Source organism: Trueperella sp. HMSC08B05 (genome assembly GCF_001808405.1).
GTDB classification, from domain to species: Bacteria; Actinomycetota; Actinomycetes; order Actinomycetales; family Actinomycetaceae; genus Trueperella; species Trueperella bernardiae.
On record NZ_KV793272.1, the window covers coordinates 79142 to 102555 of the forward strand.

26 protein-coding genes are annotated in these 23414 nt (G+C 66.7%); 1 reads left to right on the plus strand and 25 read right to left on the minus strand.

Annotation, left to right across the window (positions count from 1 at the left end):
* Positions 1-48: 48 nt before the first annotated feature.
* The 3 genes from HMPREF3167_RS08295 to HMPREF3167_RS08305 are packed head-to-tail and all read right to left on the minus strand — an operon-like array spanning position 49 to position 3085.
* A complete protein-coding gene (locus HMPREF3167_RS08295; RefSeq protein ID WP_062613462.1) occupies positions 49-954 on the minus strand; it encodes a tetratricopeptide repeat protein in 906 nt (301 codons plus the stop codon).
* Between the two features lie 12 nt (positions 955-966).
* Entirely contained in the window at positions 967-1980 is a 1014-nt protein-coding gene (locus tag HMPREF3167_RS08300) for a hypothetical protein (RefSeq protein ID WP_062613461.1), read from the minus strand.
* Positions 1973-3085, minus strand: a complete 1113-nt coding sequence (locus HMPREF3167_RS08305) for a hypothetical protein (RefSeq protein WP_068538692.1) — start codon at positions 3083-3085, stop codon at positions 1973-1975. The genes HMPREF3167_RS08300 and HMPREF3167_RS08305 overlap by 8 nt, the downstream gene beginning before the upstream one ends.
* A 143-nt stretch (positions 3086-3228) precedes the next feature.
* On the opposite strand from HMPREF3167_RS08305, the gene HMPREF3167_RS08310 reads away from it, so the two are divergent.
* On the plus strand, positions 3229-4332 hold the full coding sequence (locus HMPREF3167_RS08310) for a coiled-coil domain-containing protein (RefSeq protein ID WP_062613459.1): 1104 nt from the start codon (positions 3229-3231) through the stop codon (positions 4330-4332).
* A 153-nt stretch (positions 4333-4485) separates the two neighbouring features.
* Here the strand turns inward: HMPREF3167_RS08310 and HMPREF3167_RS08315 are convergent, their stop codons facing one another.
* The 22 genes from HMPREF3167_RS08315 to HMPREF3167_RS08420 form a co-directional block, all read right to left on the minus strand.
* The gene (locus tag HMPREF3167_RS08315) at positions 4486-5217 is read right to left on the minus strand and encodes an alpha/beta fold hydrolase (protein ID WP_160326868.1); all 732 of its coding nucleotides are present in this window, start codon (positions 5215-5217) and stop codon (positions 4486-4488) included.
* 60 nt (positions 5218-5277) lie between these two features.
* Positions 5278-5577 (minus strand): hypothetical protein, encoded by a 300-nt coding sequence (locus tag HMPREF3167_RS08320; protein ID WP_062613457.1) that lies wholly within the window; start codon positions 5575-5577, stop codon positions 5278-5280.
* Positions 5577-6272, minus strand: coding sequence for an endonuclease NucS (nucS, locus tag HMPREF3167_RS08325; RefSeq protein ID WP_062613456.1), 696 nt, complete (start codon positions 6270-6272; stop codon positions 5577-5579). The genes HMPREF3167_RS08320 and nucS overlap by 1 nt, the downstream gene beginning before the upstream one ends.
* Positions 6273-6397: 125 nt before the next feature.
* On the minus strand, positions 6398-6817 hold the full coding sequence (locus tag HMPREF3167_RS08330) for a DUF2550 family protein (RefSeq protein WP_062613455.1): 420 nt from the start codon (positions 6815-6817) through the stop codon (positions 6398-6400).
* A 12-nt stretch (positions 6818-6829) separates the two neighbouring features.
* On the minus strand, positions 6830-7117 hold the full coding sequence (locus tag HMPREF3167_RS08335; RefSeq protein WP_062613454.1) for a F0F1 ATP synthase subunit delta/epsilon: 288 nt from the start codon (positions 7115-7117) through the stop codon (positions 6830-6832).
* A complete protein-coding gene (gene atpD / locus HMPREF3167_RS08340) occupies positions 7114-8577 on the minus strand; it encodes a F0F1 ATP synthase subunit beta (RefSeq protein WP_062613453.1) in 1464 nt (487 codons plus the stop codon). Before atpD ends, HMPREF3167_RS08335 begins: the two co-directional genes overlap by 4 nt.
* Positions 8578-8590: 13 nt before the next feature.
* Positions 8591-9478, minus strand: coding sequence for a F0F1 ATP synthase subunit gamma (locus tag HMPREF3167_RS08345; protein WP_068538689.1), 888 nt, complete (start codon positions 9476-9478; stop codon positions 8591-8593).
* A 2-nt stretch (positions 9479-9480) separates the two neighbouring features.
* Positions 9481-11106 (minus strand): F0F1 ATP synthase subunit alpha, encoded by a 1626-nt coding sequence (gene atpA / locus HMPREF3167_RS08350; protein ID WP_062613451.1) that lies wholly within the window; start codon positions 11104-11106, stop codon positions 9481-9483.
* Positions 11107-11148: 42 nt separating this feature from the next.
* Positions 11149-11958, minus strand: a complete 810-nt coding sequence (locus tag HMPREF3167_RS08355; RefSeq protein ID WP_070446427.1) for a F0F1 ATP synthase subunit delta — start codon at positions 11956-11958, stop codon at positions 11149-11151.
* Position 11959: 1 nt separating this feature from the next.
* On the minus strand, positions 11960-12514 hold the full coding sequence (gene atpF / locus HMPREF3167_RS08360) for a F0F1 ATP synthase subunit B (protein WP_070446429.1): 555 nt from the start codon (positions 12512-12514) through the stop codon (positions 11960-11962).
* A gap of 2 nt (positions 12515-12516) precedes the next feature.
* Positions 12517-12726, minus strand: coding sequence for an ATP synthase F0 subunit C (gene atpE, locus HMPREF3167_RS08365; protein ID WP_062613448.1), 210 nt, complete (start codon positions 12724-12726; stop codon positions 12517-12519).
* Between the two features lie 28 nt (positions 12727-12754).
* A complete protein-coding gene (gene atpB / locus HMPREF3167_RS08370) occupies positions 12755-13576 on the minus strand; it encodes a F0F1 ATP synthase subunit A (protein ID WP_062613447.1) in 822 nt (273 codons plus the stop codon).
* Between the two features lie 182 nt (positions 13577-13758).
* Positions 13759-14166 carry a hypothetical protein gene (locus tag HMPREF3167_RS08375; protein WP_062613446.1) on the minus strand — a complete coding sequence of 136 codons (408 nt, stop codon included), beginning with the start codon at positions 14164-14166 and terminating at the stop codon, positions 13759-13761.
* Complete coding sequence (locus HMPREF3167_RS08380; RefSeq protein WP_082661164.1) at positions 14156-15250, minus strand: MraY family glycosyltransferase; 1095 nt, start codon at positions 15248-15250, stop codon at positions 14156-14158. The genes HMPREF3167_RS08375 and HMPREF3167_RS08380 overlap by 11 nt, the downstream gene beginning before the upstream one ends.
* On the minus strand, positions 15247-15852 hold the full coding sequence (locus HMPREF3167_RS08385) for an L-threonylcarbamoyladenylate synthase (RefSeq protein ID WP_062613445.1): 606 nt from the start codon (positions 15850-15852) through the stop codon (positions 15247-15249). The genes HMPREF3167_RS08380 and HMPREF3167_RS08385 overlap by 4 nt, the downstream gene beginning before the upstream one ends.
* A complete protein-coding gene (gene prmC / locus HMPREF3167_RS08390; RefSeq protein WP_068538684.1) occupies positions 15849-16667 on the minus strand; it encodes a peptide chain release factor N(5)-glutamine methyltransferase in 819 nt (272 codons plus the stop codon). The genes HMPREF3167_RS08385 and prmC overlap by 4 nt, the downstream gene beginning before the upstream one ends.
* Positions 16668-17780 (minus strand): peptide chain release factor 1, encoded by a 1113-nt coding sequence (prfA, locus tag HMPREF3167_RS08395; RefSeq protein WP_062613443.1) that lies wholly within the window; start codon positions 17778-17780, stop codon positions 16668-16670.
* A gap of 69 nt (positions 17781-17849) precedes the next feature.
* Positions 17850-18062, minus strand: coding sequence for a 50S ribosomal protein L31 (gene rpmE / locus HMPREF3167_RS08400; protein WP_062613442.1), 213 nt, complete (start codon positions 18060-18062; stop codon positions 17850-17852).
* Positions 18063-18200: 138 nt separating this feature from the next.
* Entirely contained in the window at positions 18201-19913 is a 1713-nt protein-coding gene (gene rho, locus HMPREF3167_RS08405; RefSeq protein ID WP_068538683.1) for a transcription termination factor Rho, read from the minus strand.
* 217 nt (positions 19914-20130) lie between these two features.
* Complete coding sequence (gene thrB / locus HMPREF3167_RS08410; RefSeq protein ID WP_070446431.1) at positions 20131-21024, minus strand: homoserine kinase; 894 nt, start codon at positions 21022-21024, stop codon at positions 20131-20133.
* Entirely contained in the window at positions 21021-22124 is a 1104-nt protein-coding gene (gene thrC / locus HMPREF3167_RS08415; RefSeq protein WP_070446433.1) for a threonine synthase, read from the minus strand. The genes thrB and thrC overlap by 4 nt, the downstream gene beginning before the upstream one ends.
* Complete coding sequence (locus HMPREF3167_RS08420) at positions 22124-23401, minus strand: homoserine dehydrogenase (RefSeq protein ID WP_070446479.1); 1278 nt, start codon at positions 23399-23401, stop codon at positions 22124-22126. The genes thrC and HMPREF3167_RS08420 overlap by 1 nt, the downstream gene beginning before the upstream one ends.
* Positions 23402-23414: the final 13 nt, after the last annotated feature.

Genomic DNA, 23414 nt, shown 5'->3' on the forward strand with positions numbered 1-23414 from the left:
ACGGTTCGAAACCATTGTCTATCTCCACATTGTCAGGCTGGCCGCCCGTTAGAACAGCGCGTTCGTCAACGCCTTACGCGCCTGCGTGACCACCTCGGAGGGCCCGAGGATGTCGAAGTAGGCAAGCAGGCGCTCGCGGGCGGAGTCACGATCCTCCCCGCTGGTTGCCCGCACCACCTCGATGAGCCGGGCGAACGCGGCGTCGGGCCGGTTGAGGGAGAATTCGACGTCGGCGGCGGTCAGGTGCGGCTCGACGTCGCTCACCGGCGCCTCGGCCGCGGCGCGCAGCACGGACTCGACCCTCGACACGTCGCCGGCGATATCCAGCTTCTCGATGCGCTGCAGGAGCTCGACCTGGTGGAGGGCCGTCTGGGCCTCGTCGTCGCCGGGGTTCTCCGCGAGCGCCTTGGTGTAGGCGGCGTGGGCGGCAGCGAGGTCGCCCTTCTCGAGCGCCTCGCGCCCCTCGCGGTGCAGCGGCGGGACCTCCGGTTCGGGGGCGGCCGCCGAGTTGTCGAGCACGCCGTTAATGCCATATTGGGCGGCAGTCTCCACGAGCTTGTCGAGGGTCTCGGCCAGCTGGGCCTCCTCGGGCATGCCCTGGAAGAGCGGGACCGGCTGGCCCTGCAAGAGCGCGGCCGCGGCGGGCACCGCGCTCACCCCGAAGGACTGGGCCACCTCCGCGTACTCATCCACGCTGAGCTTGGCCAGCTGGATGCGCCCGGCCTTGGCGGTGATGAGCCGCTCGAAGATCGCAACAAGGGTTTGGGAATTCTCGGAATGGGACGAGTGGAAGACCACCACCACCGGCACCTTCGCCGACGTCGTCACCGCACCCTGCAAGCCCTGATCCGTGAGGTCGTAAATCCACGGGCCCTGGACGGCCCCGCCCGCAGCCTGCGGCTCCGGCGTGTTAAACATCGACAGGTCGACAGCGCCACCCATAGACATCGACATATGCTCTCCTCTTTACTGCTGGTCCTGTGCCACGTTCTCCACGGAAATCAGCGTGGGCTCCGCCGAGCCGATCACGCGCACCGTGGCATCCGCGCCTGCCGGCGGCACGTAGAACGCCACTGTTGTCGAATAGTTCGCCACGCCCTGGTGATCGATCTCCAGCGTGGCGTTCTCCCCCGAGCCGTTGTACAGCGCGCCGATCTGCCCGCCGATGCGCAGCTTGGCCCCGTCCACGGTCTTCGTGATCCGGATCGCGTAGCGCATCTCGCCCACGATCACCAGGCCGCCGTTGTCGGTGGCCACGCCGCGCAGGCCCGCGTCGCCTACGTAAAAGTCCGTGGCGGCCGTACCCAGGTCCCCCAACGACTGCACGAAGGCATCCTGCTGGTTGGCGATCTGCCGGTAGAGCGGGTCCTCCGCCTCGAAAGCGATCGCTTGCTGGGTGCGGGTGCCGTTGTAGGCCACGTACGCGGCGAGCACCTCATTCGGGTCCACCGCGTAGTCCGCGGGCTCGACGTTCGGGAAGCCCTCGGCGTTGTTCAGCTGCGAGACGATGGTGGGCGCGTCCACGCCCGGGAACAACGCCACGTCCGCCCACAGGTGGTAGTTGCCGCGCGCCGAGTCCTGGCTCCACACCGCCAGCGAGGTCAGGTTCTGCCCGTCGCGCGGCGGCACCACGGCCATCATCGAACGCGGGAAAGCCGTGCCCGACGACACCGGGGTCGCATCCGTATCCACCAGCAGCGGGTCGAGGTCATAGGAGTCGCCCAGCAGGGATTCAAGCTTGAGCTGGGCCGCGCGGTAAGTCTTGGCCGGCCCGCCCACGCGCACGCCGAGGTCATCCGCGTTCAGGCTCGTGTCCGCCGCGGCAATCCCATCTGCCGCCGCCTGGGCGATCTCGGCGAACTTCGCGTCCGCCACCACCACCTGCGGGTTCGACCCGCTTACCGGGCTCGGGACCGCCTGCTCGCTCGCGCAGCCGCCCATCAGCGTCACTACGGCAATCGCCGCCACCGCCTTACGCATCCTCGTCTCCCTTCTGGAACGGAGTACCCCACTTGAAATTCCACAGCGCCCGCCAGTCCTTTTCCTCTTCGGCCGCTTCGCCGACGACGTCGTCCGCGCCGAGCTCGCCACTCTCCACTTCCGTCGGCTCGCCTTCCGCTGGCTCAGCCTGCTCGGCCTCCGCGGGGGCGTCAGCCTCAGATCCTTCGGGCTCTACGGCCGGCTCCACGGCCTCATCGACAGCCGCGGGATCGACGTCGGGATCCTCGTCCGCTACGGGAAGCACCACCCGGTCGGCGTCGCTCAGCTCGCGCTCGCGCAGCTCCTGGTTGACGGCGGGAAGGATGCCCGCGCCGAAGGCGCCTCCGGTCTGCTCAGCCGCCGACTGACGCACGCCCAACTCCTCCGGCGACTCATCGCCCCGGATCTTCGGCATGATACTGGTCTCGGCCTCGGAGCGCTCCTTGCGCTCGCGGTAGCTCTTCGCCACGCTCGCTTGGTCCTGCTGCGCCTGGCGCGCGCTCAGCAGAAGGAGAGCTCCGATCAGCAGGAGGAGCACGCCGATCGCGATCACCGGCATCGGGTTCGACAGCGCCAGCGGCCTGTTCCACGTGAGCGTGAGGTCGGGCGCCTGCCCGGTGGACGTCGTCGCGATGAGGGACTGCTCGAAGCTGGTGTCGGGCGTGAGCTCGAGCTCCACGGACCCCTCCCCCGAGCCCGAATCGAGCCACAGGTCAGAGCCCGTGATGACGAAGCCGGCCTCGCTGGCCGCCGCCTCATCAATTGCGGCACGCGCCTCATCCGTGCCCGGGACCGTGTCCGACGACGCGGCCTCCCAGCTCTCCAGGCCCGTCACCTCGGTAGCCGGGGCGTCGCCCACGTAGGCCCGGACGTCGCCCGTCGTGGCCAACGCCCACTGGACCGTGCCCTCGCCCTCGAGCGTCACCGCCACCGTGTCATTCACCATCTCCAGGACGCCGGGTGCGGTGAAAATGAATTGCGACTCGCCGCCTGGCACCGTCACCTCAACGACGGTCGATTCCTCAGCCGTGGCAGCCCGGACAATCCCGAAAACCGCCACGATCAGGCCCAGGATAACCAAAAGCAGGCCGCCGATCCGTTTCATACCAGTTCCTCAGCATCCAGTAGTCTTTGATAACAATTGTGTAACACTATCCTGACACAGGTAATAAAATCATCGTAGTGTGAGTGACTCGACGGCGCGGTGACACTACGCTGTAGGGAGAGAAAACCGATCAAGGAGCCAATGTGACCGACCAATTCCCAGTCGTCATGCGCGGATACGACCGCGCTCAGGTAGACGAGCGCATCTCCCAGCTGGAGGCCAGCCTCGAGCAGACGCGGGATCACGTCTCCCGCCTGGACGCGCAGATCCTCCAGCTCTCCGCCGAGCTGACCGAGGCCCAGGACGCGCTGCGGGAAAATGAGCGGCCCTCCTACTCCGGGCTCGGCTCGCGCGTGGAACGCCTCCTGCGCTCCACCGAGGAACAGGCGCTCGACCTCATGATGCGCGCCCGCCAGGACGCTGCCGCGCTGGTTGCCGACGCGAAGTCCCGCGCCGCCCAGCTGCGCGCCAGCGCCGAATCCGAAAGCCAAAAGACCCTCGAGCACGCCCAGACGGAGGCCACCACTATGCGCACCAAGGCCGAAGCCGAAGCGGCCACCCTGTCCGAAACCACGCGTCGAACCGCCAACGAAATGGTCTCCTCCGCCGAACGCGAGGCCGCCCGCCTGCGCACGCTCGCCGACAAGGACACCACCGCCCTGCGCTCCGAGGCCGAACATGAGGCCGCGGCCCTTCGGGCCCAGACGGAAGAGGAGATGACCAATCTGCGCTCCACGGTGGCCCAGGAGGTGGCCAAGATGCGCGCCGAGGCGGAGGACGAGATCGCCGCGAAGGCCGCCGAATCCGCCCGCGCCCTCACCGAGCAGGCCGCCGAACTGCGCGCCCGCGCCGAGGAGATGGTGAGCGCGGCCGAAAACGAGGCACAGGACGCCGAAGCCCGGGTGGTCGAAGCCACCAAGCGGGCCGACGAGCTCACCGCCACCTCGAACACCGAGGCCGCCGCCATCCTCACCCAGGCCCGCGAAGAGGCCGCCGCCATCCTCGAGGCCGCACGCGAGGAGGCCGACCGCATCCGCTCCGCCGCGCAAAGCGCCGCCGACGGAGAGCGCAAATCCGCCGAAGAGCACGTGGCCTCCCTGCGCGAACAGCGCAACTCCCTCCAGTCCTACCTGGAGGACATCCGGGCGATCCTCACCTCCTCCTCACACTCCATCGCACTCGAGGAGATCGTCGATTCGGCCGAAGACAAAGCCGGGAAAGGCGGTGCCGGCGAGGGAGCCGAGTAGATAAGCTCTGCCAAGTGGACGCTGGCACGTCGAGGGCCCCGGGCATGCGCCCGGGGCCCTCTTCGCTCTCGCGGCGTTGCTAACTCGTGAATCTGAGAGGTTTCATGGCCGTATCGGCCCCGATCGGCTCCAGAATTACCAGTTAGCCACCACTTAGCGGGCTACGTGCGCGTAAAAATCGCGCAAAATGGCCGCCAGCTCCACCGGGCTCTCATCAGCCGCGAAGTGGCCCACGCCCGGGATCTCCTTGATCCGTGGCTGGTCGGTACGCAAGGCGAGCTTCATGTAGCTCTCCATCGACGCCGTGGGATCCTCCGTACCACGAATGAAATACACCGGGCCCTTCACCCGCGCCACCGCGTCCGTGCGATCCTCACGGTTCGCCATCGCCCGCTGGATCCACGCCAGGCCCTCATTCGGCAGGGCACGGAAGCGGGCGTCCAACGACGCCCGGACCTCGTCCGATGCATCCGGGCCCACCATCGTGGTCGTCCAGTCCTTTACCGTCTCATAGCCCTGGCCCGCGTCAGCCTTGGCGGCGGCGTCGCGGCGGAAAGCCTTGCGGTCGGCATCATCGGAATTGATGTTCGTGTCCATGAGGGCAAGGCCGGCCACGAGCTCGGGGTACGTGACCGTGAACTCCGCGGCCACCGAGCCGCCCATCGACAACCCGCCGAGCGCGATGCGCTTGATGCCCAGCTCGTCCAGGCGCGCCTTCATCGCGGCCACGAACGTGGCGATGCTCGGCTCGCCCGCCATGAACTCCGCGGTCAGTTCGGATTCCCCGAAGCCCGGGGCATCGAAGGTAAGGATGTCGACGTCGGAAAGCTCGCTGCGCACGGCATTCCACATCGCCGAATCCAACGGCAGTGCATGAAGAAGCACAAGCGGAAGGTCAGACGCTGGCCCAGTTCTACGATATGCAATCATAAAACCACGCTACCACTAGAAGCCCGTGGAGCGGCGCCCTTTCGCCCGCCAGCACGACGTGTGCCAGTGCCGGCGCGCCTCCTGGCCCGCCTGTGGGCCAAACCAGCTGTCCTCCGTCCAGGCCACCACGTGCGATTCCCCCACCATGATGATCCCGTTACACCCCGGGCACACGTACTCCTTGGTGCCCGCGCGGATGGTGTGAACCTTGAACTCCATGCCGTTATCGGCGGTCTCGTAGTGGGTGTAGTTCATCAACCGCTCCGGATCGAGCGGGCGAACCTCACGCTGATACTTGTTCCGCCGCCGGGCCATCAGAACAGCCGATCCTCAGGCCGGTCCACTCCGCGCATCGCGTCATAGTCGAGCACCACGCACTCAATCCCCCGGTCCTCCGCCAGCACCCGCGCCTGTGGACGGATCTCCTGGGCCGCGAAGATGCCGCGGATCGGACGGAGCGTGGAATCGCGCTCGAGCAGCGAAAGGTAGCGGGTCAGTTGCTCCACGCCGTCCACCCCGCCCCGGCGCTTGACCTCCACCGCGATGTGGCGCCCCTGCGCGTCCGTCACCAGCAGGTCCACCGGCCCGATCGCCGTCGGATACTCGCGCCGCACCAGCTGCGTGCCCGCGCCTAGGATCTCGGTCTGCTCGGCGAGCAGGCGCTGCAGGTGTTCCTCTACGCCGTCCTTGAGCAGGCCTGGCTCCACGCCCAAATCGTCCGTGATGTCCTCGTGGATCTCAAAAATGTGGATGACGAGCGCGTCATCCATCTTCGCGTGCTCCACCCGCCACTTTTCGGTAATCCCGCGCTCAGCCTCCGCTGCTTCCGGCTCCTCCACGCGCATCGTGCACGGCGCCGACATCCAATTCAGCGGCTTGTACGACCCGCCATCGGAATGGATAAGCACCGACCCGTCTGACTTGAGCATGACTACCCGCTTGGCGGGCTCAAGGTGGGCATCGAGGCGACCAGAATAATCCACAGAGCATGTCGCAATGACGATTCGCACGAGCTTCCTTTCCGCTAGAAGCTCCAGCCTAGCAGAGCGCCCGGCCCGCGCGTCTTGCGCCCGCTACCTCACGACGCTGCCCGGCAATGCAAGCCGCCGCACGACGCCGCCCGCCCGGCTCACCCCTACCCGAGCGTGGGCTCGGCCGAGGGGCGCGAGGAATCCATCCAGGACAGCAGCGCCGCCATCTCCTCCGGACTGGAGGCCACCCGCCGGCTCTCCCCCGCGCTACCTGGTTTGCCGGGCATGAGGACCGTGACCACGGAGATACCCCCGCGCGGGCGCTGCACCTCAAAACTCATCGTGTTGCGCACCCACCGCACCTTCGGCGCCAAGGACAGGGAGCGCGTGGAATACAGGTCAAGGGACTCAGGCCCAAGGATCGCGATCGCGTTGTGCCACGCCCCGTCCTCGCCCCGCACCGACACCTGGATCGAGGCCTCGTGATTGAGCAAGTAGCGAATGCGATACAGGTAGAGGGATGACAGGGCGAGAGCGAGCATCACAAGGATCGCGATGATCCACCAGATGCCGCCCTCGCCCATATCAGCCCGTTCCTATTCCGCGCCCAGTTCCTCGAACATCTTGGCGTTGGCCTCGGCGTCGTCGTAATCCTCCACGACCACCGTGATGTCGTCCTGGTCCACGGTCATGAAGCCGTTGCCAACCTTGAAGGACTTCGGCTCCCCATTCTCCACCAGGCGTACCGTGCCTTTGTAGATCACGGCCATGACGGGGGCGTGACCCGGCAGGATACCCATCTCGCCGTTGAATGCGGGCACCACGAGCTCAGAGACCTCACCTTTGTAGAGGCCCCCGGTTCGCGTAACGATCTCTAGCCTCATGACTCGGCCTGAATCTTCGCCCAGGCGCGCTCGATGTCCTCGATGCCGCCGATGTTGAAGAACGCCTGCTCCGGGATGTGATCGTATTCGCCCTCGGTGATGCGACGGAAGGCCTCAACCGTCTCGTCGATCGGCACCGTGGATCCCTCCACGCCCGTAAACTTCACGGCCGTGTAGGTGTTCTGCGAGAGGTACTGCTCGATGCGGCGTGCACGCGCAACGGTGATCTTGTCCTCTTCGGAGAGCTCGTCCACGCCCAGGATCGAAATGATGTCCTGAAGTTCCTTGTTCTTCTGGAGGATGGACTTCACGCGGGTCGCCACGTCGTAATGCGCCTGACCCACGTACTGCGGGTCGAGGATCCGCGACGTCGACGCCAGCGGGTCCACCGCCGGGTACAGGCCGCGCGAGGCGATCTCACGGGAGAGCTCGGTGGTCGCATCCAGGTGGGCGAACGTCGTGGCAGGCGCCGGATCGGTGTAGTCGTCAGCAGGCACGTAAATGGCCTGCAGCGACGTAATCGAGTGGCCGCGCGTGGACGTGATGCGCTCCTGGAGGGCGCCCATCTCATCGGCGAGCGTGGGCTGGTAGCCCACCGCGGACGGCATGCGGCCCAGCAGCGTGGAGACCTCGGAGCCAGCCTGCGTGAAGCGGAAGATGTTGTCGATGAACAGTAGCACGTCCTGGTTCTGCACGTCGCGGAAGTACTCCGCCATCGTCAGACCGGACAGGGCGATGCGCAGACGCACCCCCGGCGGCTCGTCCATCTGGCCGAAGACCAGGGCGGTCTTGTCCAGAACGCCGGCCTCCTCCATCTCCATGATGAGGTCATTGCCCTCGCGAGTGCGCTCGCCGACGCCGGCGAACACGGACACACCGCCGTGATCCTGGGCAACGCGTTGGATCATCTCCTGGATGAGCACGGTCTTGCCCACGCCCGCGCCGCCAAACAGGCCGATCTTGCCGCCCTGCACGTACGGGGTGAGGAGGTCGATCACCTTGATGCCCGTCTGGAACATCTTGGTCTGGCCCTCGAGCTGATCGAAGTTCGGGGCTGTGCGGTGGATCGGCCAGCGTTCGGTGACCTCGAGGGTCTCGCCCTCTTCAAGGTTCAAGCACTCGCCCACCACGTTGAACACGTGGCCCTTGGTCACGTCGCCCACGGGCACCGAGATCGGGGCGCCGGTGTTGCGCACCTTCGCGCCGCGCACCAGGCCGTCGGTGGGCTTCATCGCGATCGTACGCACGATGTTGTCGCCCAGGTGCTGGGCCACCTCGAGCACCATGGTCTTCGTGACCTCGGCGCCGTCCGCCTCGTCCTCGGGCAGGGCGACCTCGACTTCGAGGGCGTAGTTGATTTCAGGAAGGCCATCCGGCGGGAACTCGACGTCCACGACCGCTCCGACCACCTGGATGATGCGGCCATCAGCCAGCTTCTGAGACGTATCTGTCATAGTCATTTCCTTCTTGGCGCTACTTTCCGAGGCTGTCCGCGCCGGAGATAATTTCGGTGATTTCAGTGGTGATCTCTGCCTGGCGAGCATTGTTCGCAAGGCGCGTGTAGTCCTCGATGAGGTTCTGCGCGTTCTCGGTGGCCGCGTGCATCGCCTGTTGGCGCGAGGCCAGCTCCGATGCGGCCGCCATGAGCAGGACCGCGTAGATGCGCTGGTCGATGTACATAGGCAGCAGGGCGTCGAAGAGCTGGCGTGGCGAGGGCTCAAACTCGTACAGCGGCGCCTCTTCGTGAAGCCCGGCTTCGTCGTCGACGACGACGAGCGGCAGCATCCGCCGCACCTCCACGTTCTGCGTGATCATCGACTCGAACCGCGTGTAAACGGTGTGCAGCTCGGCAACTCCGCCCTCCTCCGGTGAGGCGAGGAAGCGGGCGAGGAACTCGCGCGCGATCTCGTGAGCGGTGTCCGCGCTCGGGTTGTCGGACTCCCCCGTCCACGAGCCGGCGAGCTCGACGCCGCGGAACTTGAAGTGCGACACCCCGCGCCGGCCGAAGACGTAGAGCACCGGCTCCTTGCCCTGGGCCTCGAGCTCCTCGCGTAGCCGGTCCGCCTCGCGCAGCACGGATGCCGAGTAGGCGCCGGCCATGCCGCGATCGGAGGTGACCACGAAGACGAGGACCCGGTTCGTGTCGGTACGCTCGTTGAGCATCGGGTGGCTCTCGTCAGCGTGTGCGGCAACCGCCGCGATCGACTTGGTCAGGGCCTGCGTATAGGGATCTTGGCCGAGCGCGCGCTTGCGCGCCCTGCCCACGCGAGAAGCCGCAATGAGCTCCATCGCGGAGAAGACCTTTTCGAGCGTCTCGGTCGCCCTGATCTTCTGCTTGTAGATACGCTGTTCGCCGGCCACTACTAACCCCTCTTGGACCGAACGATCTGCTCCTGCGACTTCTGGGCAGGATCGACCTGGTCGGTCGGCAGCTCGTGGGTCTCATAGGCGGAGGTGAAGGAGTCAAGGAACTTGGCGGTGGCCGCCTTCAGCTCCTCCTCCGTCTCGGGCTCCAGCTTGCCGGTCTCGAGGATGGTCTGCAGCACGTTCGTGTTGTGGCGCAGGTAGTCGAGGTAGCCCGATTCGAACTTGTGCACGTCCTTGAGCTCGATCGTGTCGAGGTAACCGTTGGTGCCGGCCCACACGGACGCCACCTGGTCCTCGACCGCGTACGGGGTGTACTGCGGCTGCTTGAGTAGCTCCATGAGGCGCTCGCCGCGGGTGAGCTGGCGTCGGGTGGTCGCGTCAAGATCGGAGGCAAACATCGCGAACGCCGCCTGGGCGCGGTACTGCGCCAGCGTGATCTTCAGCGTGCCGGCTACCTTCTTCATCGCCTTGATCTGCGCGTCACCGCCCACGCGGGACACGGAGATGCCGACGTCGACAGCGGGGCGCTGGTTGGCGTTGAACAGATCCGACTGGAGGAAGATCTGCCCGTCCGTGATCGAGATGACGTTGGTGGGGATGTAGGCCGAGACGTCGTTGGCCTTTGTCTCGATGATCGGCAGGCCCGTCATCGAGCCGGCACCGAGCTCGTCGGAGAGCTTCGCACAGCGCTCGAGGAGGCGGGAGTGCAGGTAGAACACGTCGCCCGGGTAGGCCTCACGCCCCGGCGGGCGGCGCAGCAGGAGGGACAGCGAGCGGTAGGCCTCTGCCTGCTTCGACAGGTCGTCAAAGATGATGAGCACGTGCTTGCCCTGGTACATCCAGTGCTGGCCGATGGCTGAGCCGGTGTAGGGGGCGAGGTACTTGAAGCCCGCCGAGTCGGAGGCGGGCGCGGCCACGATCGTGGTGTATTCGAGCGCGCCGTTGGCTTCGAGCGTGGCCCGCACAGAAGCGATGGTGGAGCCCTTCTGGCCCACCGCCACGTAGATGCAGCGCACCTGCTTGGTCGGATCGCCCGACTCCCAGTTCGCCTTCTGGTTGAGTACGGCGTCGATCGCCAGGGCAGTCTTGCCCGTCTTGCGGTCGCCAATGATGAGCTGGCGCTGGCCGCGCCCGATCGGGATCATTGCGTCAATCGCCTTGAGGCCGGTCTGCAGCGGCTCGTGGACCGACTTACGCATCATGACGCCCGGGGCCTGCAGCTCGAGCGCGCGGCGCCCGTCGAGGTCCGTGATCTCGCCCAGACCGTCGATAGGCTTACCAAGCGGATCGACAACGCGGCCGAGGTAGCCATCGCCCACGGGGACGGAAAGAACTTCCCCGGTGCGACGCACCTCCATGCCCTCGCGGATACCCTCGAATTCACCGAGGACGACGACGCCGATCTCTTCCTCTTCCAGGTTCATCGCCAAGCCGAGGGTGTCATCCTCGAACTGCAAAAGCTCATTCGCCATAGCGCCCGGCAGCCCGTCCACGCGGGCAATGCCGTCGGCCGTCAGGGTGACGTGGCCGACTTCCTCGCTGGCCGCTTTCGGAGGCTCATACGAACTCACAAAGCTGTCCAACGCAGCCCGGATTTCCTCCGGCTTGATCAGTTCAGCCATTTATCTTCCTTCGCTCGCTTGCGGCTAAGCCGCTTTTCAAAATCAGTTGGTAAATGCCCCTCGAACCGAGTCGAGTCGGCTGGCGATAGTGCCATCGATGATGTCATCCCCCACGTAGATCCGCAGGCCTCCGATGACTTCCGTGTCAATGGAAACGTGGATCTTGACCGGCGTGCCGTACTTGGCGCTGAGGATGCGTGCCAGGCGCTCCTCCTGCTCGCGCGTGAGCGGCAGGGCGCTGGTCACCGCGGCCACCATGTGCTCGTCCAGGCGCGCGGCTGCGAACGTGTAGCGGCGCAGCAGGCCCGGGATCGTGTGGTGTTCGCGCGCGATCGAGCGCCGGATGAGCGCCACGGTCCACGGCTGGAGGTTGTGGAACAGCTGCTCGGCGAACCGGTGGCGGGCCTCCGGGGACAGGTTCGGCGTGGTGAAGGCAAGGCGCAGATCGCGGTTGTCCGAGTAGAGGCGCATCGTCTGGTAGAGCTCCTCTTCCACGGTGGACAGCACGCCCTCGCGGCGGGCGCCCAGCAGGATCGTGTCAACCCCGAGCGCTTCGATGGCTCGCTGCAGGTCATCCCGCTGGGACCACTCCTCGCGCACGAGTCCCTCCACGAGCTCGGCCGCTCCGTCGCTCACGCGCCCGCCGAACACGTCGCGTGCGAGCTTCGCACGCGCCTGCGCGTCCCGCGATCCGCCCTCGAGTGCGTTGGTGAGCGCCGTGGAGACCTTGATGACATCCACGATGGAGAACATCTGGAGGGCCAGTTCGATCTCCTTGCCCACCTGGGTGGCGACGAACGGCTCCCACCGCTCCCGCGCCCGGTCGAGCGCGCCTTGACTTGCTGCACGCATCCTAGGACTCCGCCTCCGTCAGCTCCGGGGTCATCGTCTCAAGATCATCCATGAAGCGATCGATGACACGGCGGGCGAGCGCCTCATCAGCAATCGCTTCGCCCACAATGCGGCCGGCCAGCTCCGTGGCCAGCACGCCCACCTCTGCCTGGAGGGAGCGCTGGGCTGCCTCCGAGTCGGCGTCGATACGGCGCTGGGCGCTAGTGATCAGGCCGTCGGCCTCGCTGCGGGCCTTGGCCTGGGCCTCGGCGATGATCGCCTTCGCGTTGTCCTGGGCGTTCTCGCGGATGCCCGTGGCCTCACGCTGGGCCTCGCGGATCTCCTCCGCGAGCTTAGCCTGCTGGTCGGCAACCTCGGCGCGCGCGACCTCAGCGGCCTTCAGGCCCTCCTCGATCTTCTCCGCGCGCTCGTCAAGCATCGCGACGAACGACGGCCAGGCGAACTTGTAGACCGCCACAGCCACGAGGATGAACGCCAGCGTGCCCCAGAGGAGTTCCGACGCTGCAGGAAAGAGCAGGTTGTAGTCGCCGCCCTCTGCAAGAATCGTCTCACGCATTCTTATGCACCGAAGACGAGGCCAGCACCGAAGCCAATCAGGCCCAGGGCCTCCGCAAACGCGATCGAAAGGAACATGTTGACGCGGAGGATACCCGCGATCTCCGGCTGACGAGCCGTTGCTTCCTGGTTCTTGGCGCCGATCATGCCAATGCCGATAGACGGGCCGAGGGTAGCAAGACCGTAACCGATGGTGGCGATGTTTCCGATCATTGTTTTCTTTCCTTTTGTTGAGTGGGTATCAGTGTTCTGAAATGGACAGGGAAATGTAGGAGGCCGTCAGCATCGCGAAGATGTAGGCCTGCAGTGCCGCGACGAAAATCTCGAAGCACATGAACGCGAGTGCGCCGATGAAGGTCACCGTACCGGTGGCCACGCCGAGCGCGCCCGACAGCGTGAAGTAGAGGAAGTGCGTACCGGCAAAGCACAGGGCGAGGATGAGGTGGCCCGCCACGAGGTTCATGAGGAGTCGCAGGGTGAGCGTAGCCGGGCGTAGCACGAAGGTGGAGAGGAACTCGATCGGCGTCATGATGAAATAGATCGGCCACGGCACGCCCGGCGGGAAGAGCTGCTCCTTGAAGAAGCGCAGGCCCCCGCGGGCCTTGACGCCGGCCGCGATGAAGCCCACGTAGGAGAAGATCGCGAAGATGAGAGGCATGCCGATCAGCGACGTTCCGGCGATCTGCAGGCCGGGCACCACGCCGGTGATGTTCATGAAGAAGATGCCCAAGAAGATGGTCATGATCAGGGGCTGGTACTGGTGGGCGCGTTCCTTGCCGAGGATCTCCTCGCCAATTTGCACCTTGGAAAAGTCAAGGAGGGATTCGACGGCGGCCAGGCGGCGGTTGGGGACGAGCCTGCGGTTGCGCGCGTACCAGATGAGGATGAAGGCCAGCACCAGGGCGGCGATCATGCGCACCATGATGATGCGGTTCATCTCAAAGATCGTGCCTTCGAAGAAAAGCGCCGGCGGGTTGAATTCGTGCTCGAGCGTAGGCGGAACGAAGCTCTCACCCTCCCCCGTGAGGAAGATGGGTAGCGTTGCAAGCGCGTAAAGATTCACAGTGCGTTCAAACCCCAACTAGTGCGATGTCCTCATGTGCGTCGATGCTGACACGACCTCAAAAAACACTCTACCTGAGTATTTTCCTTGCTTCCAAGGTAACCCATGACCCCCTGGTCTCGCTCGGAGATTTTTGTGACTTATGCCCGTCTCGTGGCGCGTGCCTGACCGGTGGTTTTCCGCTACCCCTGCCCCACGTGTGGGCCGGCCCTGCGGAGGGCAAGGACGGAGTAAACGAGGAGGGAGGCAAGGAGGGCGAGGGCGAAGACGCCGACGACCACGCGCAGGTTCAGCCCCGAACCCCGCAACGCAAGCAAGGCCACCCCGAAGGCCGCCATCTTCACCACGTACGCCCCAACCATCGCCGCACCCTGCGCGTCGGCGAAATAGCGCGCGGCAAGCGCGCTCGCGCTGAGCGTCACGAGGTTGATGAGCACCGCGATCCCGCCGCCGGCCAAGATGGACAGGCGCTCGGCCGGGACGAGGAGCGCGGCGATCACGGTCACGACGCCGACCAGGGCCGCCGCGCCCAGCGTGGCCCGAGCGATCAGCCCGGCCGCCGTGTACGACTCGCCCGGCCTACGCCGCACGGCGCTTTCCGAACTTCTGCCAAGTCACCGCAGTGCCGGCGAAGATCGTGAGCGCCGCGCCCGCCAGCACGCGCGGGCCGGGATAGACCGTGTAGGCGACGGCGGAGAAGGAGGCGATCGCGGTCCACATGTACAAGATGAGCACGGCCACGGTGTGGGAGTGGCCCCGGCGCAGGAGGCGGTGGTGGAGGTGGCCGGCGTCGGCGGAGAAGGGCGAACGCCCCTGGCGCACGCGGCGGAACACGGCCCACGTGAGGTCAATGAGCGGAATGAGGAGCACGAGCAGGGGGATGACGAGCGGCATGAATGCCGGCAGGGCCTGGCGGGCGCCCACCGTGGCCGGGTCGATCTGACCCGTAACCAGGATCGTGGCGCCCGCGAGCACGGTACCGAGCATGAGTGCGCCCGAATCACCCATGAAGATCCTCGCCGGGTGGAAGTTGTGCGGCAGGAAGCCCACGCAACTGCCCACGAGAGCCGCGAGCACGGTCGTCGCCACGGAGGTGTAGTCACCGGGCGAGACCTCTCGGGTGAGGTAGTAGGCGTAGATGAAGAAGGCGAACGCCGCGATGCCGACCACCCCGGCCGCCAGCCCGTCCAGGCCGTCCACGAAGTTCACGGCATTGGCCACCACGACCACCGCGATGATTGTGGCAAACAGGGTCAGGCGCGTGGAGCCCACGGTCAGTCCCAAAAGCGGCACCGTCACCAGCTGCACGCCCTGCCACGCCATCACACCGGCCGCCAGGATCTCACCGGCGAACTTCGAATACCAGGTCAGCTCCCACACGTCGTCGATCGCGCCCAGGACGCACATGATTGCCCCGCCCCACAGGATCGCCCACACCCCCGTGCTCGGCGCGAACACCTCACGCAGGTAGGGGATCTGGCTGGCGAGCGCGAGCGCCCCCACGAGCCCGGCAAACATCGCCACACCGCCCAGACGGGCGATCGGGGTGGAGTGGACGTCACGCTCGCGGATCTGGGTTATCGCGCCTGTGGCGAGCGCGATGCGCAACACCAGCGGCACCAGCAGGTAGGTGAGGGCCGCGGCGAGGACGAGGATGAGGAGGTAGGTTCTCACGCCAGCGCCTGCCACACGGCGTCGGCGCTGATCGCGCCCTGACGCAAAATTGTCGGCTCGCCAACCACGCTGACGATCGTGGAGGCCACTCCCCCGGCCGACGGGCCGCCGTCGAGGTAAAGGGAGACCGCGCCGCCGAGCTGGTCCATCGCCGCCTCCACCGCAGTGGCGGGCGGCTGGCCGTGCTGGTTGGCGCTCGTCACCGCGAGCGGGCCCACCGCGCGAAGGAGCGCAAGCGTGGTATCCGAATCGGGCATGCGCAGCGCCACGGTCCCGTTCGTCTCGCCCAGGTCCCAGCCAATCGAGGCGCGCGCGGGCACCACGATTGTCATCGCTCCCGGCCAGAAGGCCTCCATGAGCGCCCGGGCCGCCGGCGAGATCTCCTCGCTCAGCTCCTCGGCCTGTCCCTCGGCCACGAGCACGGGCGGCGGGTTGGCGCGCGTGCGGGACTTGGCTGTCAGCAGCCGGGTGACGGCGTCGGTGTTAAAGGGATCGGCGCCGATGCCGTAAACCGTGTCGGTGGGCAGGCAGATAACTTCCCCGCGCGCAATCGCCGCGCTGGCCAGTGCAATGGCGCGCTGGTCGCTCGCCGGTACTTTCATTGGCGTTCCTTTCGTGCGCGCAGCCACCGGTCCCGGCCGGCCAGGTCACGCCCGGTGGTGACGTCCACGAAGCCGCACTCGGTGGCGGCCGCGCGGAGGGCCTCGCCCTGCTCGTCTCCATGTTCCATGATGAGGATACCCCCACCTCGCAGGAGGAGGTGGGCGCGCGCCACCAACTGCCGGGGCAGATCCAGCCCGTCCGTCCCGCCGCCAAACAGCGCGAGCTCCGGGTCCTGGCGCACCTCCGGCGACAGCTCGTGCCACGGCGCCACGTAGGGAGGGTTGCTCACGACGACGTCGATGCGGCCCGCGTACTCCTCCAGCTCCTCAAGCGCGTCGCCCTGGACGAGGCTGACAAGGCCGCCGTAGCGGGCGTTGTTGAGGGCGGCGGAGGCGAAGGTATCGGCAGAGCGCTCAACCGCGAGCACGCGGGCGTTCGATTCGGTGGCGATCGAGATCGCGATCGCGCCCGAGCCAGTGCACAGGTCCGCCACCAGCGGATCCGGCAACGCTCGGATGTCGGCCAGCGCGGCCTCGACCACCGACTCGGTCTCAGGCCGCACGATGAACACCCCCGGCCGCGCCTCGAGCTCAAGGTAGCGGAAATACATCGTACCCTCCAGGTGCTGGAGCGGCACGCGGCGGGCGCGGGCGGCCACGAGCTCCTCGTAGCGGGCCAGCTCCTGCGGGGATGGCGTCCCCTGCACTCGCTCCCCTGCAACGAGCTGGGCGAGTAGGCGGGCGTCGGCCTCCGGGGAGGGCACGCCCACGGCGGTCAGCTCAGCGCACGCCCGGGCGATCGCCTGCGCCCACATTTACTGGGCCTCGGCTTCGTCGGCTGCCGCCTGGAGGCGCTCCTCCTCGTCCTTTTCGCGCAGGGAGGTGATGACGTCGTCGAGGTGGCCGGCGAGCACCTGATCGAGGTTGTGAGCCTTGAATCCCGTGCGGTGATCGGCGATCCGGTTCTCGGGGAAGTTGTACGTGCGCACACGCTCGGAGCGGTCCACGGTGCGCACCTGCGAGCGGCGCTGATCGGCCTCCTTGGCCGCCAGCTCCTCCATCTGGGCTTGGCGCAGCCGTGCCAGAAGCACGCGCATGGCCGCCTCACGGTTCTTGATCTGTGACTTCTCATCCTGCATCGACACGGTGATGCCCGTGGGCAGGTGGGTGATGCGCACGGCCGAATCCGTGGTGTTGACCGACTGGCCGCCCGGGCCCGAGGAGCGGTAGACATCGATGCGCAGATCGTTATCGTTGATCTGCACTTCCTCCGGCTCGTCCACCTCGGCAAACACGAGGACGCCGGCGGCGGAGGTGTGCACGCGGCCCTGCGACTCCGTGACCGGCACGCGCTGGACGCGGTGCACGCCCGCCTCATACTTCAGGTGCGCCCACACGCCGTCGGACGGATCCTCCGGCACATTCTTGGCCTTGATCGCCACCTGGACGTCCTTGTACCCGCCCATGTCCGTGTCGGTGTGCGACAGGATCTGGGTGGACCAGCCCTTCGACTCGGCATAGCGCTGGTACATGCGCAGCAGGTCGGAGGCGAACAGCGCGGACTCCTCGCCGCCCTCGCCCGCCTTGACCTCGAGGATGACGTCTCGGCCGTCGTCGGGATCGCGCGGCAACAGCGCGTCACGCAACGAATCGGCCGCGTCGTCCACCTCGGCCTGCAGACGCGGCAACTCCGCGGCGAACAGTTCCCCGTCCTCTCCGCCGAGCTCCACGATCTCCTTCGCCTCGCTCAGATCCGTGGAGGCGGCCAGCCAGTGCTCGTAGCGCGTCACCACACGCCGCAGCTCGGCGTAGCGCCGGCCCAGCTTACGTAGCTTCTCCGGCTTGGCCAGCACTTCGGGGGACGCCATCTGCTTTTCAATGTCCGCATACTCTTCGGCCGCGGCCTGCGCGGCAGGGAACTCACTCATGAACCTAATCTCTCAACATAAAAGCCAACGCCGGTACAGATAACACTGTACCGGCGTTGTAAAGCCCAGTTACTTGGTGCGCTTGCCGTAGCGAGCCTCGAAGCGGGCCACGCGGCCGCCGGTGTCGAGGATCTTCTGCTTGCCCGTGTAGAACGGGTGGCAGGCGCTGCACACCTCAACGCGCAACGAACCGCCCGGAAGCGTGGACCGAGTCTCGAATTCGTTGCCGCAGGTGCAGGTGACGTGAATGTCGTGGTAATCGGGGTGGATACCCTGCTTCATTTCTTTCTCCTTGGATCGTTTGATGCCCTGGGTCCGGCGAGCCGGTGAACCAGAAGCCGACGGTCAATTTAACCACAGCACGCAAGGGATTGGGTAGCGGCCGGCGGTGCCCCGTTGGTCACACCGCCGGCCCCACTCCTAGTCCGCGTTCTGCATACCTCGCACCACCGACATGAGGAACTCAGCGTTCGACTCGGTCTTGCGCATGCGGCCCAGCACGTAGTCCGAGGCCTCCTGCAGTTCGAGGGTGCCCAGCGCGCGGCGCAGGTGCCACACGATCTTGAGCTCCTCAGGGCTGAACAGCAGCTCCTCGCGGCGCGTACCGGAAGCGTTGAGGTCCACGGCCGGGAAGATACGGCGGTCGGCCAGCTGGCGCGAGAGGCGCAGCTCCATGTTGCCCGTGCCCTTGAACTCCTCGAAGATGACCTCGTCCATCTTCGAGCCCGTCTCCACCAGCGCCGAGGCGATGATGGTGAGCGAGCCGCCGTTTTCGATGTTGCGCGCCGCGCCGAAGAACTTCTTGGGCGGATAGAGCGCGCCGGCGTCCACACCACCCGACAGGATACGGCCCGACGCCGGGGCGGCCAGGTTGTAGGCGCGCCCGAGGCGGGTGAGGGAATCGAGGAGGATGACAACGTCCTGGCCGAGCTCGACCAGGCGCTTGGCGCGCTCCACCGCCAGCTCGGCCACGATCGTGTGGTCGGAGGCCGGGCGATCGAAGGTGGAAGCAATGACCTCGCCCTTGACCAGGCGCTGCATGTCCGTCACTTCCTCGGGGCGCTCGTCCACGAGCACCACCATGAGGTGAACGTCCGGGTTGTTGTTCGCGATCGCCATCGCGATCTGCTGCATGACCACGGTCTTACCCGCCTTCGGCGGGGAGACGATGAGGCCACGCTGGCCCTTACCGATCGGGGCCACGAGGTCGATGACGCGGGTGGTCAGCGCCTTCTGCGTGGTCTCCATCCGCAGCATTTCGTTCGGGTAGAGCGGGGTGAGCTTGTTGAACTCGGGCCGCTCGCGCGCCTCGTCCGGGGCCATGCCGTTGATGGCGGTGACCTCCACCAAGGGGTTGAACTTGTGCTGGCGGCCGCGGCGATTACCCGCCGCCGACGCGTCGCGCACTGCGCCCTGGATCGCGTCGCCTCGGCGCAGGCCGTAACGGCGGATCATCTGGGTGGAGACGTAGGCGTCATTCTTGCCGGGCAGGTAGCCGCCCGTGCGCAGGTAGTTGTTGTTGCCGTCGATGTCGAGGATGCCGGCCACCGGGATGAGCACGTCACCCGACTCGATGTCGTCCTCGCGCTCGGTGCGATCCTGGTCGCGGTCGCGGTTCCGATCGTTGCGATCATTGCGATCATTGTGGTTATTACGGTCGCCCCGCTCAGAACGCTCGCCCCGGTCGTTTCGGTCATTGCGATCGCCGCGGTTGCGGTTGCGGCTGCGCTGACGGCGGCCGCGGCGACCACGCGAGTCGTCGTCCGCGTTTTCCTCGGCACGACGCTCGGCGGCATCGCCCAGCGCGTCGAGCGCCGCCTTCTTCTCGTCCTGGCTCAGCTCCTTCGCCGGCCGGCCCTTGACCGGCGGCAGGTCGAGCCGGGCACTCGGATCGCCGTGCTGGTTGACCGCCTGCGAATCAGCAGGCTGGGTCTTGTCACGACGCGCGGGCCGCTCGGCGCTCTTCTCCGCCGGCTTCTCGGCACCTGCCGGCTTCTCGGCCGCGTCCTTCTTCGCGGGCGCCTGGCCGGAGCGCGCCTCACGGATGGCAGAAATGTAGTCGTTGCGGCGGGACTTGGCCGGCAACGAAAGGCCCATGGAGGCCGCCAACTCTTGCAGGTCGGCAAGGCGCATCGTCGAAATGGGGCCTGTGGGTGGCGTTGGATTTTCGCTCACGAGGTTCCTTCCTCGGATCCGGGACAAAGCCGGAGATCACTTGGTTAATAATCCGCACGATGGCGCAGTGCGCTCGAAACATGTGCGTGGCGCGGGCCCAGCGGGCCTCGCTGACGCGGCAATCAGCCAATCACGTCAGGGGCTAGCCTACACGCGCACGGCCGTTTTGGGAAACCTAACGCGCCAAAATGTGAGCACCGGCAACCTGCTTCGAGTCCACCGTGCGGAAACCCTGCTTGGCCAAAATGTTCGCCATCTCGGGCGCCACCTGCGCAAACAGGAGGATCGTGGGCCCAGCCCCGCTCACCACGGCGGGCCAGCCCGCCTCGCGCAACGCCTTGAGCATCGCGGCCGTGTGCGGCATGGAATCGGCTCGGTAGCCCTGGTGGAGGCGGTCCTCCGTAGCGGCAAACAGCAGCGAGGGATCGCTCGCCAGCGCGTGGGTGAGCAGCGCGGCCCGCCCGGCGTTGAACGCGGCGTCCGCGTGCGGAATCGTGGGCGGCAGGACTGCGCGCGCCGTCGTCGTCGGTAACACCTCGTGCGGCACCAGCAGCGTGGTCCTCACCTGCGGGGAAACCGCGAGCTGGGCCGTGCGGTAGCCCTCGCCCTCGGTCCAAGACACGGTGACACCGCCGTAGATCGCGGGCGCGGCGTTATCCGGGTGGCCTTCGTATTCGGCGGCGATGTTGAGCACCTGCTCGAGCATGAACTCGGCGGGGCTCCCCAGCATCTCGCGCACGAGCATCACGCCCGCCACGACCGCCGCCGCCGAAGACCCCATACCTTTGCCGTGCGGGATCGCGTTGCGGCACACCAGCTCGATGCCGGCGGCCGGCGCGCCCACACGCTCGAAGGTCTCGCGCATGACACGGATGATGAGATGCGTCTCGTCCTTCGGAAGCGTGTCATGCCCCTCGCCCACCACGATCACCTTCGAGGCACCCGTGGTGAGGGTAGCCGAGACCTCATCCCACACGTCGTGAGCCATGCCCATCGAGTCAAAGCCCGGGCCAAGATTTCCCGACGACGCCGGCACCCGTACCCGCGCCGTGTCGTTCACGATCCTCATGACAGCCCCAGGACCCGGGCGGCGGCCTGCGTGGTCGGCTCGATCGGATCGAAGTCCAGCTCCATGTCGCCCAGCGCGGTGGCCGTGTCTTTCAGGCCATTGCCGGTCACCGTACACACGATCTTCGCACCGCTCGGCACCTTGCCCTGCTCGCCGGCCTGGAGGAGCCCGGCCACCGACGCCGCCGACGCCGGCTCCACGAACACCCCCACCTCGGAGGCGAGGATCTTCTGGGCGGCGAGGATCTGCTCGTCGCGTACACGGTCAATCCAGCCGCGCGATTCATCCCGGGCGGCCTCGGCGTACTTCCAGGAGGCCGGGTTGCCGATCCGGATCGCGGTGGCCATCGTCTCGGGCTGGTCCACCACGCGGCCGAGCACCAGCGGTGCCGCGCCCCACGCCTGAATGCCCCACATCTGCGGCACCTTCGCGGCCACGGGATCCATGTGGAGGGCCGAGTCGTCGAAGGAGGCCAGGGTGGTCCGGCCCGCGTACTCGTTATAGCCCATCCAGTAGGCCGAAATGTTGCCGGCATTGCCCACGGGCAACACGTGGATGTCCGGGGCGTCACCCAGCTCGTCCACGATCTCGAACGCCGCGGTCTTCTGACCCTGCAGGCGGTAGGGGTTAACCGAGTTGACGAGCGCCACCGGGTGGGAGTCGGTCAGCTCGCGCACGATGTTGAGGCAGTCGTCGAAGTTGCCGTCCACCGCCACGAGGCGGGCGCCATGCACGATCGCCTGGGCGAGCTTGCCCGCCGCGATCTTGCCCGCGGGCAGGATAACAGCGCACTGCAGCCCCGCCGCCACGGCGTAGGCAGCCGCCGACGCCGACGTGTTACCAGTGGAGGCGCAAGCCACCACCTCCACGCCAGTCTGCAGCACCTGCGAGATCGCGGTGGTCATGCCGCGGTCCTTGAACGAGCCGGTGGGGTTCGCGCCCTCCACCTTGACGTACACCTCGGCGTCCAGCTTCTCCGACAGCGCCTTGGCATAAACGAGCGGCGTGCCACCTTCCTTGAGGGTGACCACCGGGTCCGAGTCCGCAAACGGCAGCCGCTCACGGTATTCGCTGATGAGTCCTTGCCACTGATGAGCCATTATTCGTCCTCTACCCGAAAAACGCGCACCACCTCATGCACGTCACTAATCTTTCCTACAGCCTCGATGGTAGCCGCCATGTCGGCGGCAGACGCGGCGTGCGTAGTAATCGCGAGCGCCGCCAGGCCAGGCTGGCCGTCAACTTCCTGGTTGACGGCCGAGATCGACACGCCCGCCTCCGCGAACGCGTCCGTGACCTCAGCGAGCACGCCCACCCTGTCGGCCACCTGCAGGCGCACGAAGTAGCGCGAGACCGATTCCCCGGCGCCCATGAACTCCGACTCGCCGAGCACGATCTCCTGCGGGGCACGCCCACCCAGCACCTTCTTCGCCGCCGCTGCAACGACGTCGGACAGCACCGCCGACGCCGTGGGGGCGCCTCCCGCTCCCCTGCCGTAGAACATGAGTCGGTCCGCGGACTCGGCCTCGATGACCACCGCGTTGAAGGAACCGCCGATGGAGGCCAGCGGGTGGGATACGGGCACGAGCGAGGGCGCCACGCGCGTCTCGATCTTGCCGCCGGCCTGGGTTGCGGTCGCCACCAGCTTGATGACGTAGCCGTTCTTCGTGGCCGCCTCGATGTCCGCGTCCGTGATCGAGCGGATGCCCTCCACGTCGACGTCGGCGAGCGAGACCCGCTTGTGGAAGGCGAGGGAGGCGAGGATCGCGATCTTCGCAGCGGCGTCGAAGCCGTCGACGTCGGCCGTGGGGTCCGCCTCCGCGTACCCGAGCTCCTGGGCGGTGGCGAGCACCTCGTCGAAGGTGAGGCCCTTGGTGGTCATCTCATCGAGGATGTAGTTCGTGGTTCCGTTGAGGATGCCCTTGATCGCCTTGACCGAGTCCCCCGCGAGCGACTCGCGCACCGCGTAGACCACCGGCACCGCGCCGGCCACGGCCGCCTCGTAATACAGGTCGACCTTCTTTTCCTTCGCCAGGTCATACAGCTCGGGGCCGTGCTCGGCTAGCAGCGCCTTGTTGCCCGTCACTACCGAGGCGCCCGATTCGAGGGCGTGGCGGATGAGCGTGCGCGGGGGTTCGATGCCGCCAATGAGCTCGATCACGACGTCGGCCTGCTCGATGAGCCCGGCCGCGTCAGTGGTGAGCAGGGCCCGGTCGATCGCCGGGTCGCGTTCGGCGGCGAGGTTCGATACCGCGATCCCGATTAGTTCGAGGTCCGCCCCGGCGCGCGCCGAGAGCAGCGCGTTGTTTTCGGACAGCAGGCGGGCCACCTGAGTGCCCACGGTGCCGCAGCCGAGGAGCGCAATCTTGATACTCATGTCGTCCTTTCGC

Excerpts from the sequence above, each read along its gene's own strand:
- HMPREF3167_RS08295 (WP_062613462.1), bottom strand. The coding sequence starts at position 954 with ATGTCGATGTCTATGGGTGGCGCTGTCGACCTGTCGATGTTTAACACG.
- HMPREF3167_RS08300 (WP_062613461.1), bottom strand. The coding sequence starts at position 1,980 with ATGCGTAAGGCGGTGGCGGCGATTGCCGTAGTGACGCTGATGGGCGGC.
- HMPREF3167_RS08305 (WP_068538692.1), bottom strand. The coding sequence starts at position 3,085 with ATGAAACGGATCGGCGGCCTGCTTTTGGTTATCCTGGGCCTGATCGTG.
- HMPREF3167_RS08320 (WP_062613457.1), bottom strand. The coding sequence starts at position 5,577 with ATGGCCCGGCGGCGGAACAAGTATCAGCGTGAGGTTCGCCCGCTCGAT.
- HMPREF3167_RS08330 (WP_062613455.1), bottom strand. The coding sequence starts at position 6,817 with ATGGGCGAGGGCGGCATCTGGTGGATCATCGCGATCCTTGTGATGCTC.
- HMPREF3167_RS08335 (WP_062613454.1), bottom strand. The coding sequence starts at position 7,117 with ATGAGGCTAGAGATCGTTACGCGAACCGGGGGCCTCTACAAAGGTGAG.
- atpD (WP_062613453.1), bottom strand. The coding sequence starts at position 8,577 with ATGACTATGACAGATACGTCTCAGAAGCTGGCTGATGGCCGCATCATC.
- atpA (WP_062613451.1), bottom strand. The coding sequence starts at position 11,106 with ATGGCTGAACTGATCAAGCCGGAGGAAATCCGGGCTGCGTTGGACAGC.
- HMPREF3167_RS08355 (WP_070446427.1), bottom strand. The coding sequence starts at position 11,958 with ATGCGTGCAGCAAGTCAAGGCGCGCTCGACCGGGCGCGGGAGCGGTGG.
- atpF (WP_070446429.1), bottom strand. The coding sequence starts at position 12,514 with ATGCGTGAGACGATTCTTGCAGAGGGCGGCGACTACAACCTGCTCTTT.
- atpE (WP_062613448.1), bottom strand. The coding sequence starts at position 12,726 with ATGATCGGAAACATCGCCACCATCGGTTACGGTCTTGCTACCCTCGGC.
- HMPREF3167_RS08385 (WP_062613445.1), bottom strand. The coding sequence starts at position 15,852 with ATGAAAGTACCGGCGAGCGACCAGCGCGCCATTGCACTGGCCAGCGCG.
- prmC (WP_068538684.1), bottom strand. The coding sequence starts at position 16,667 with ATGTGGGCGCAGGCGATCGCCCGGGCGTGCGCTGAGCTGACCGCCGTG.
- prfA (WP_062613443.1), bottom strand. The coding sequence starts at position 17,780 with ATGAGTGAGTTCCCTGCCGCGCAGGCCGCGGCCGAAGAGTATGCGGAC.
- rpmE (WP_062613442.1), bottom strand. The coding sequence starts at position 18,062 with ATGAAGCAGGGTATCCACCCCGATTACCACGACATTCACGTCACCTGC.
- rho (WP_068538683.1), bottom strand. The coding sequence starts at position 19,913 with ATGCGCCTTGCCGACCTGCAAGAGTTGGCGGCCTCCATGGGCCTTTCG.
- thrB (WP_070446431.1), bottom strand. The coding sequence starts at position 21,024 with ATGAGGATCGTGAACGACACGGCGCGGGTACGGGTGCCGGCGTCGTCG.
- thrC (WP_070446433.1), bottom strand. The coding sequence starts at position 22,124 with ATGGCTCATCAGTGGCAAGGACTCATCAGCGAATACCGTGAGCGGCTG.
- HMPREF3167_RS08420 (WP_070446479.1), bottom strand. The coding sequence starts at position 23,401 with ATGAGTATCAAGATTGCGCTCCTCGGCTGCGGCACCGTGGGCACTCAG.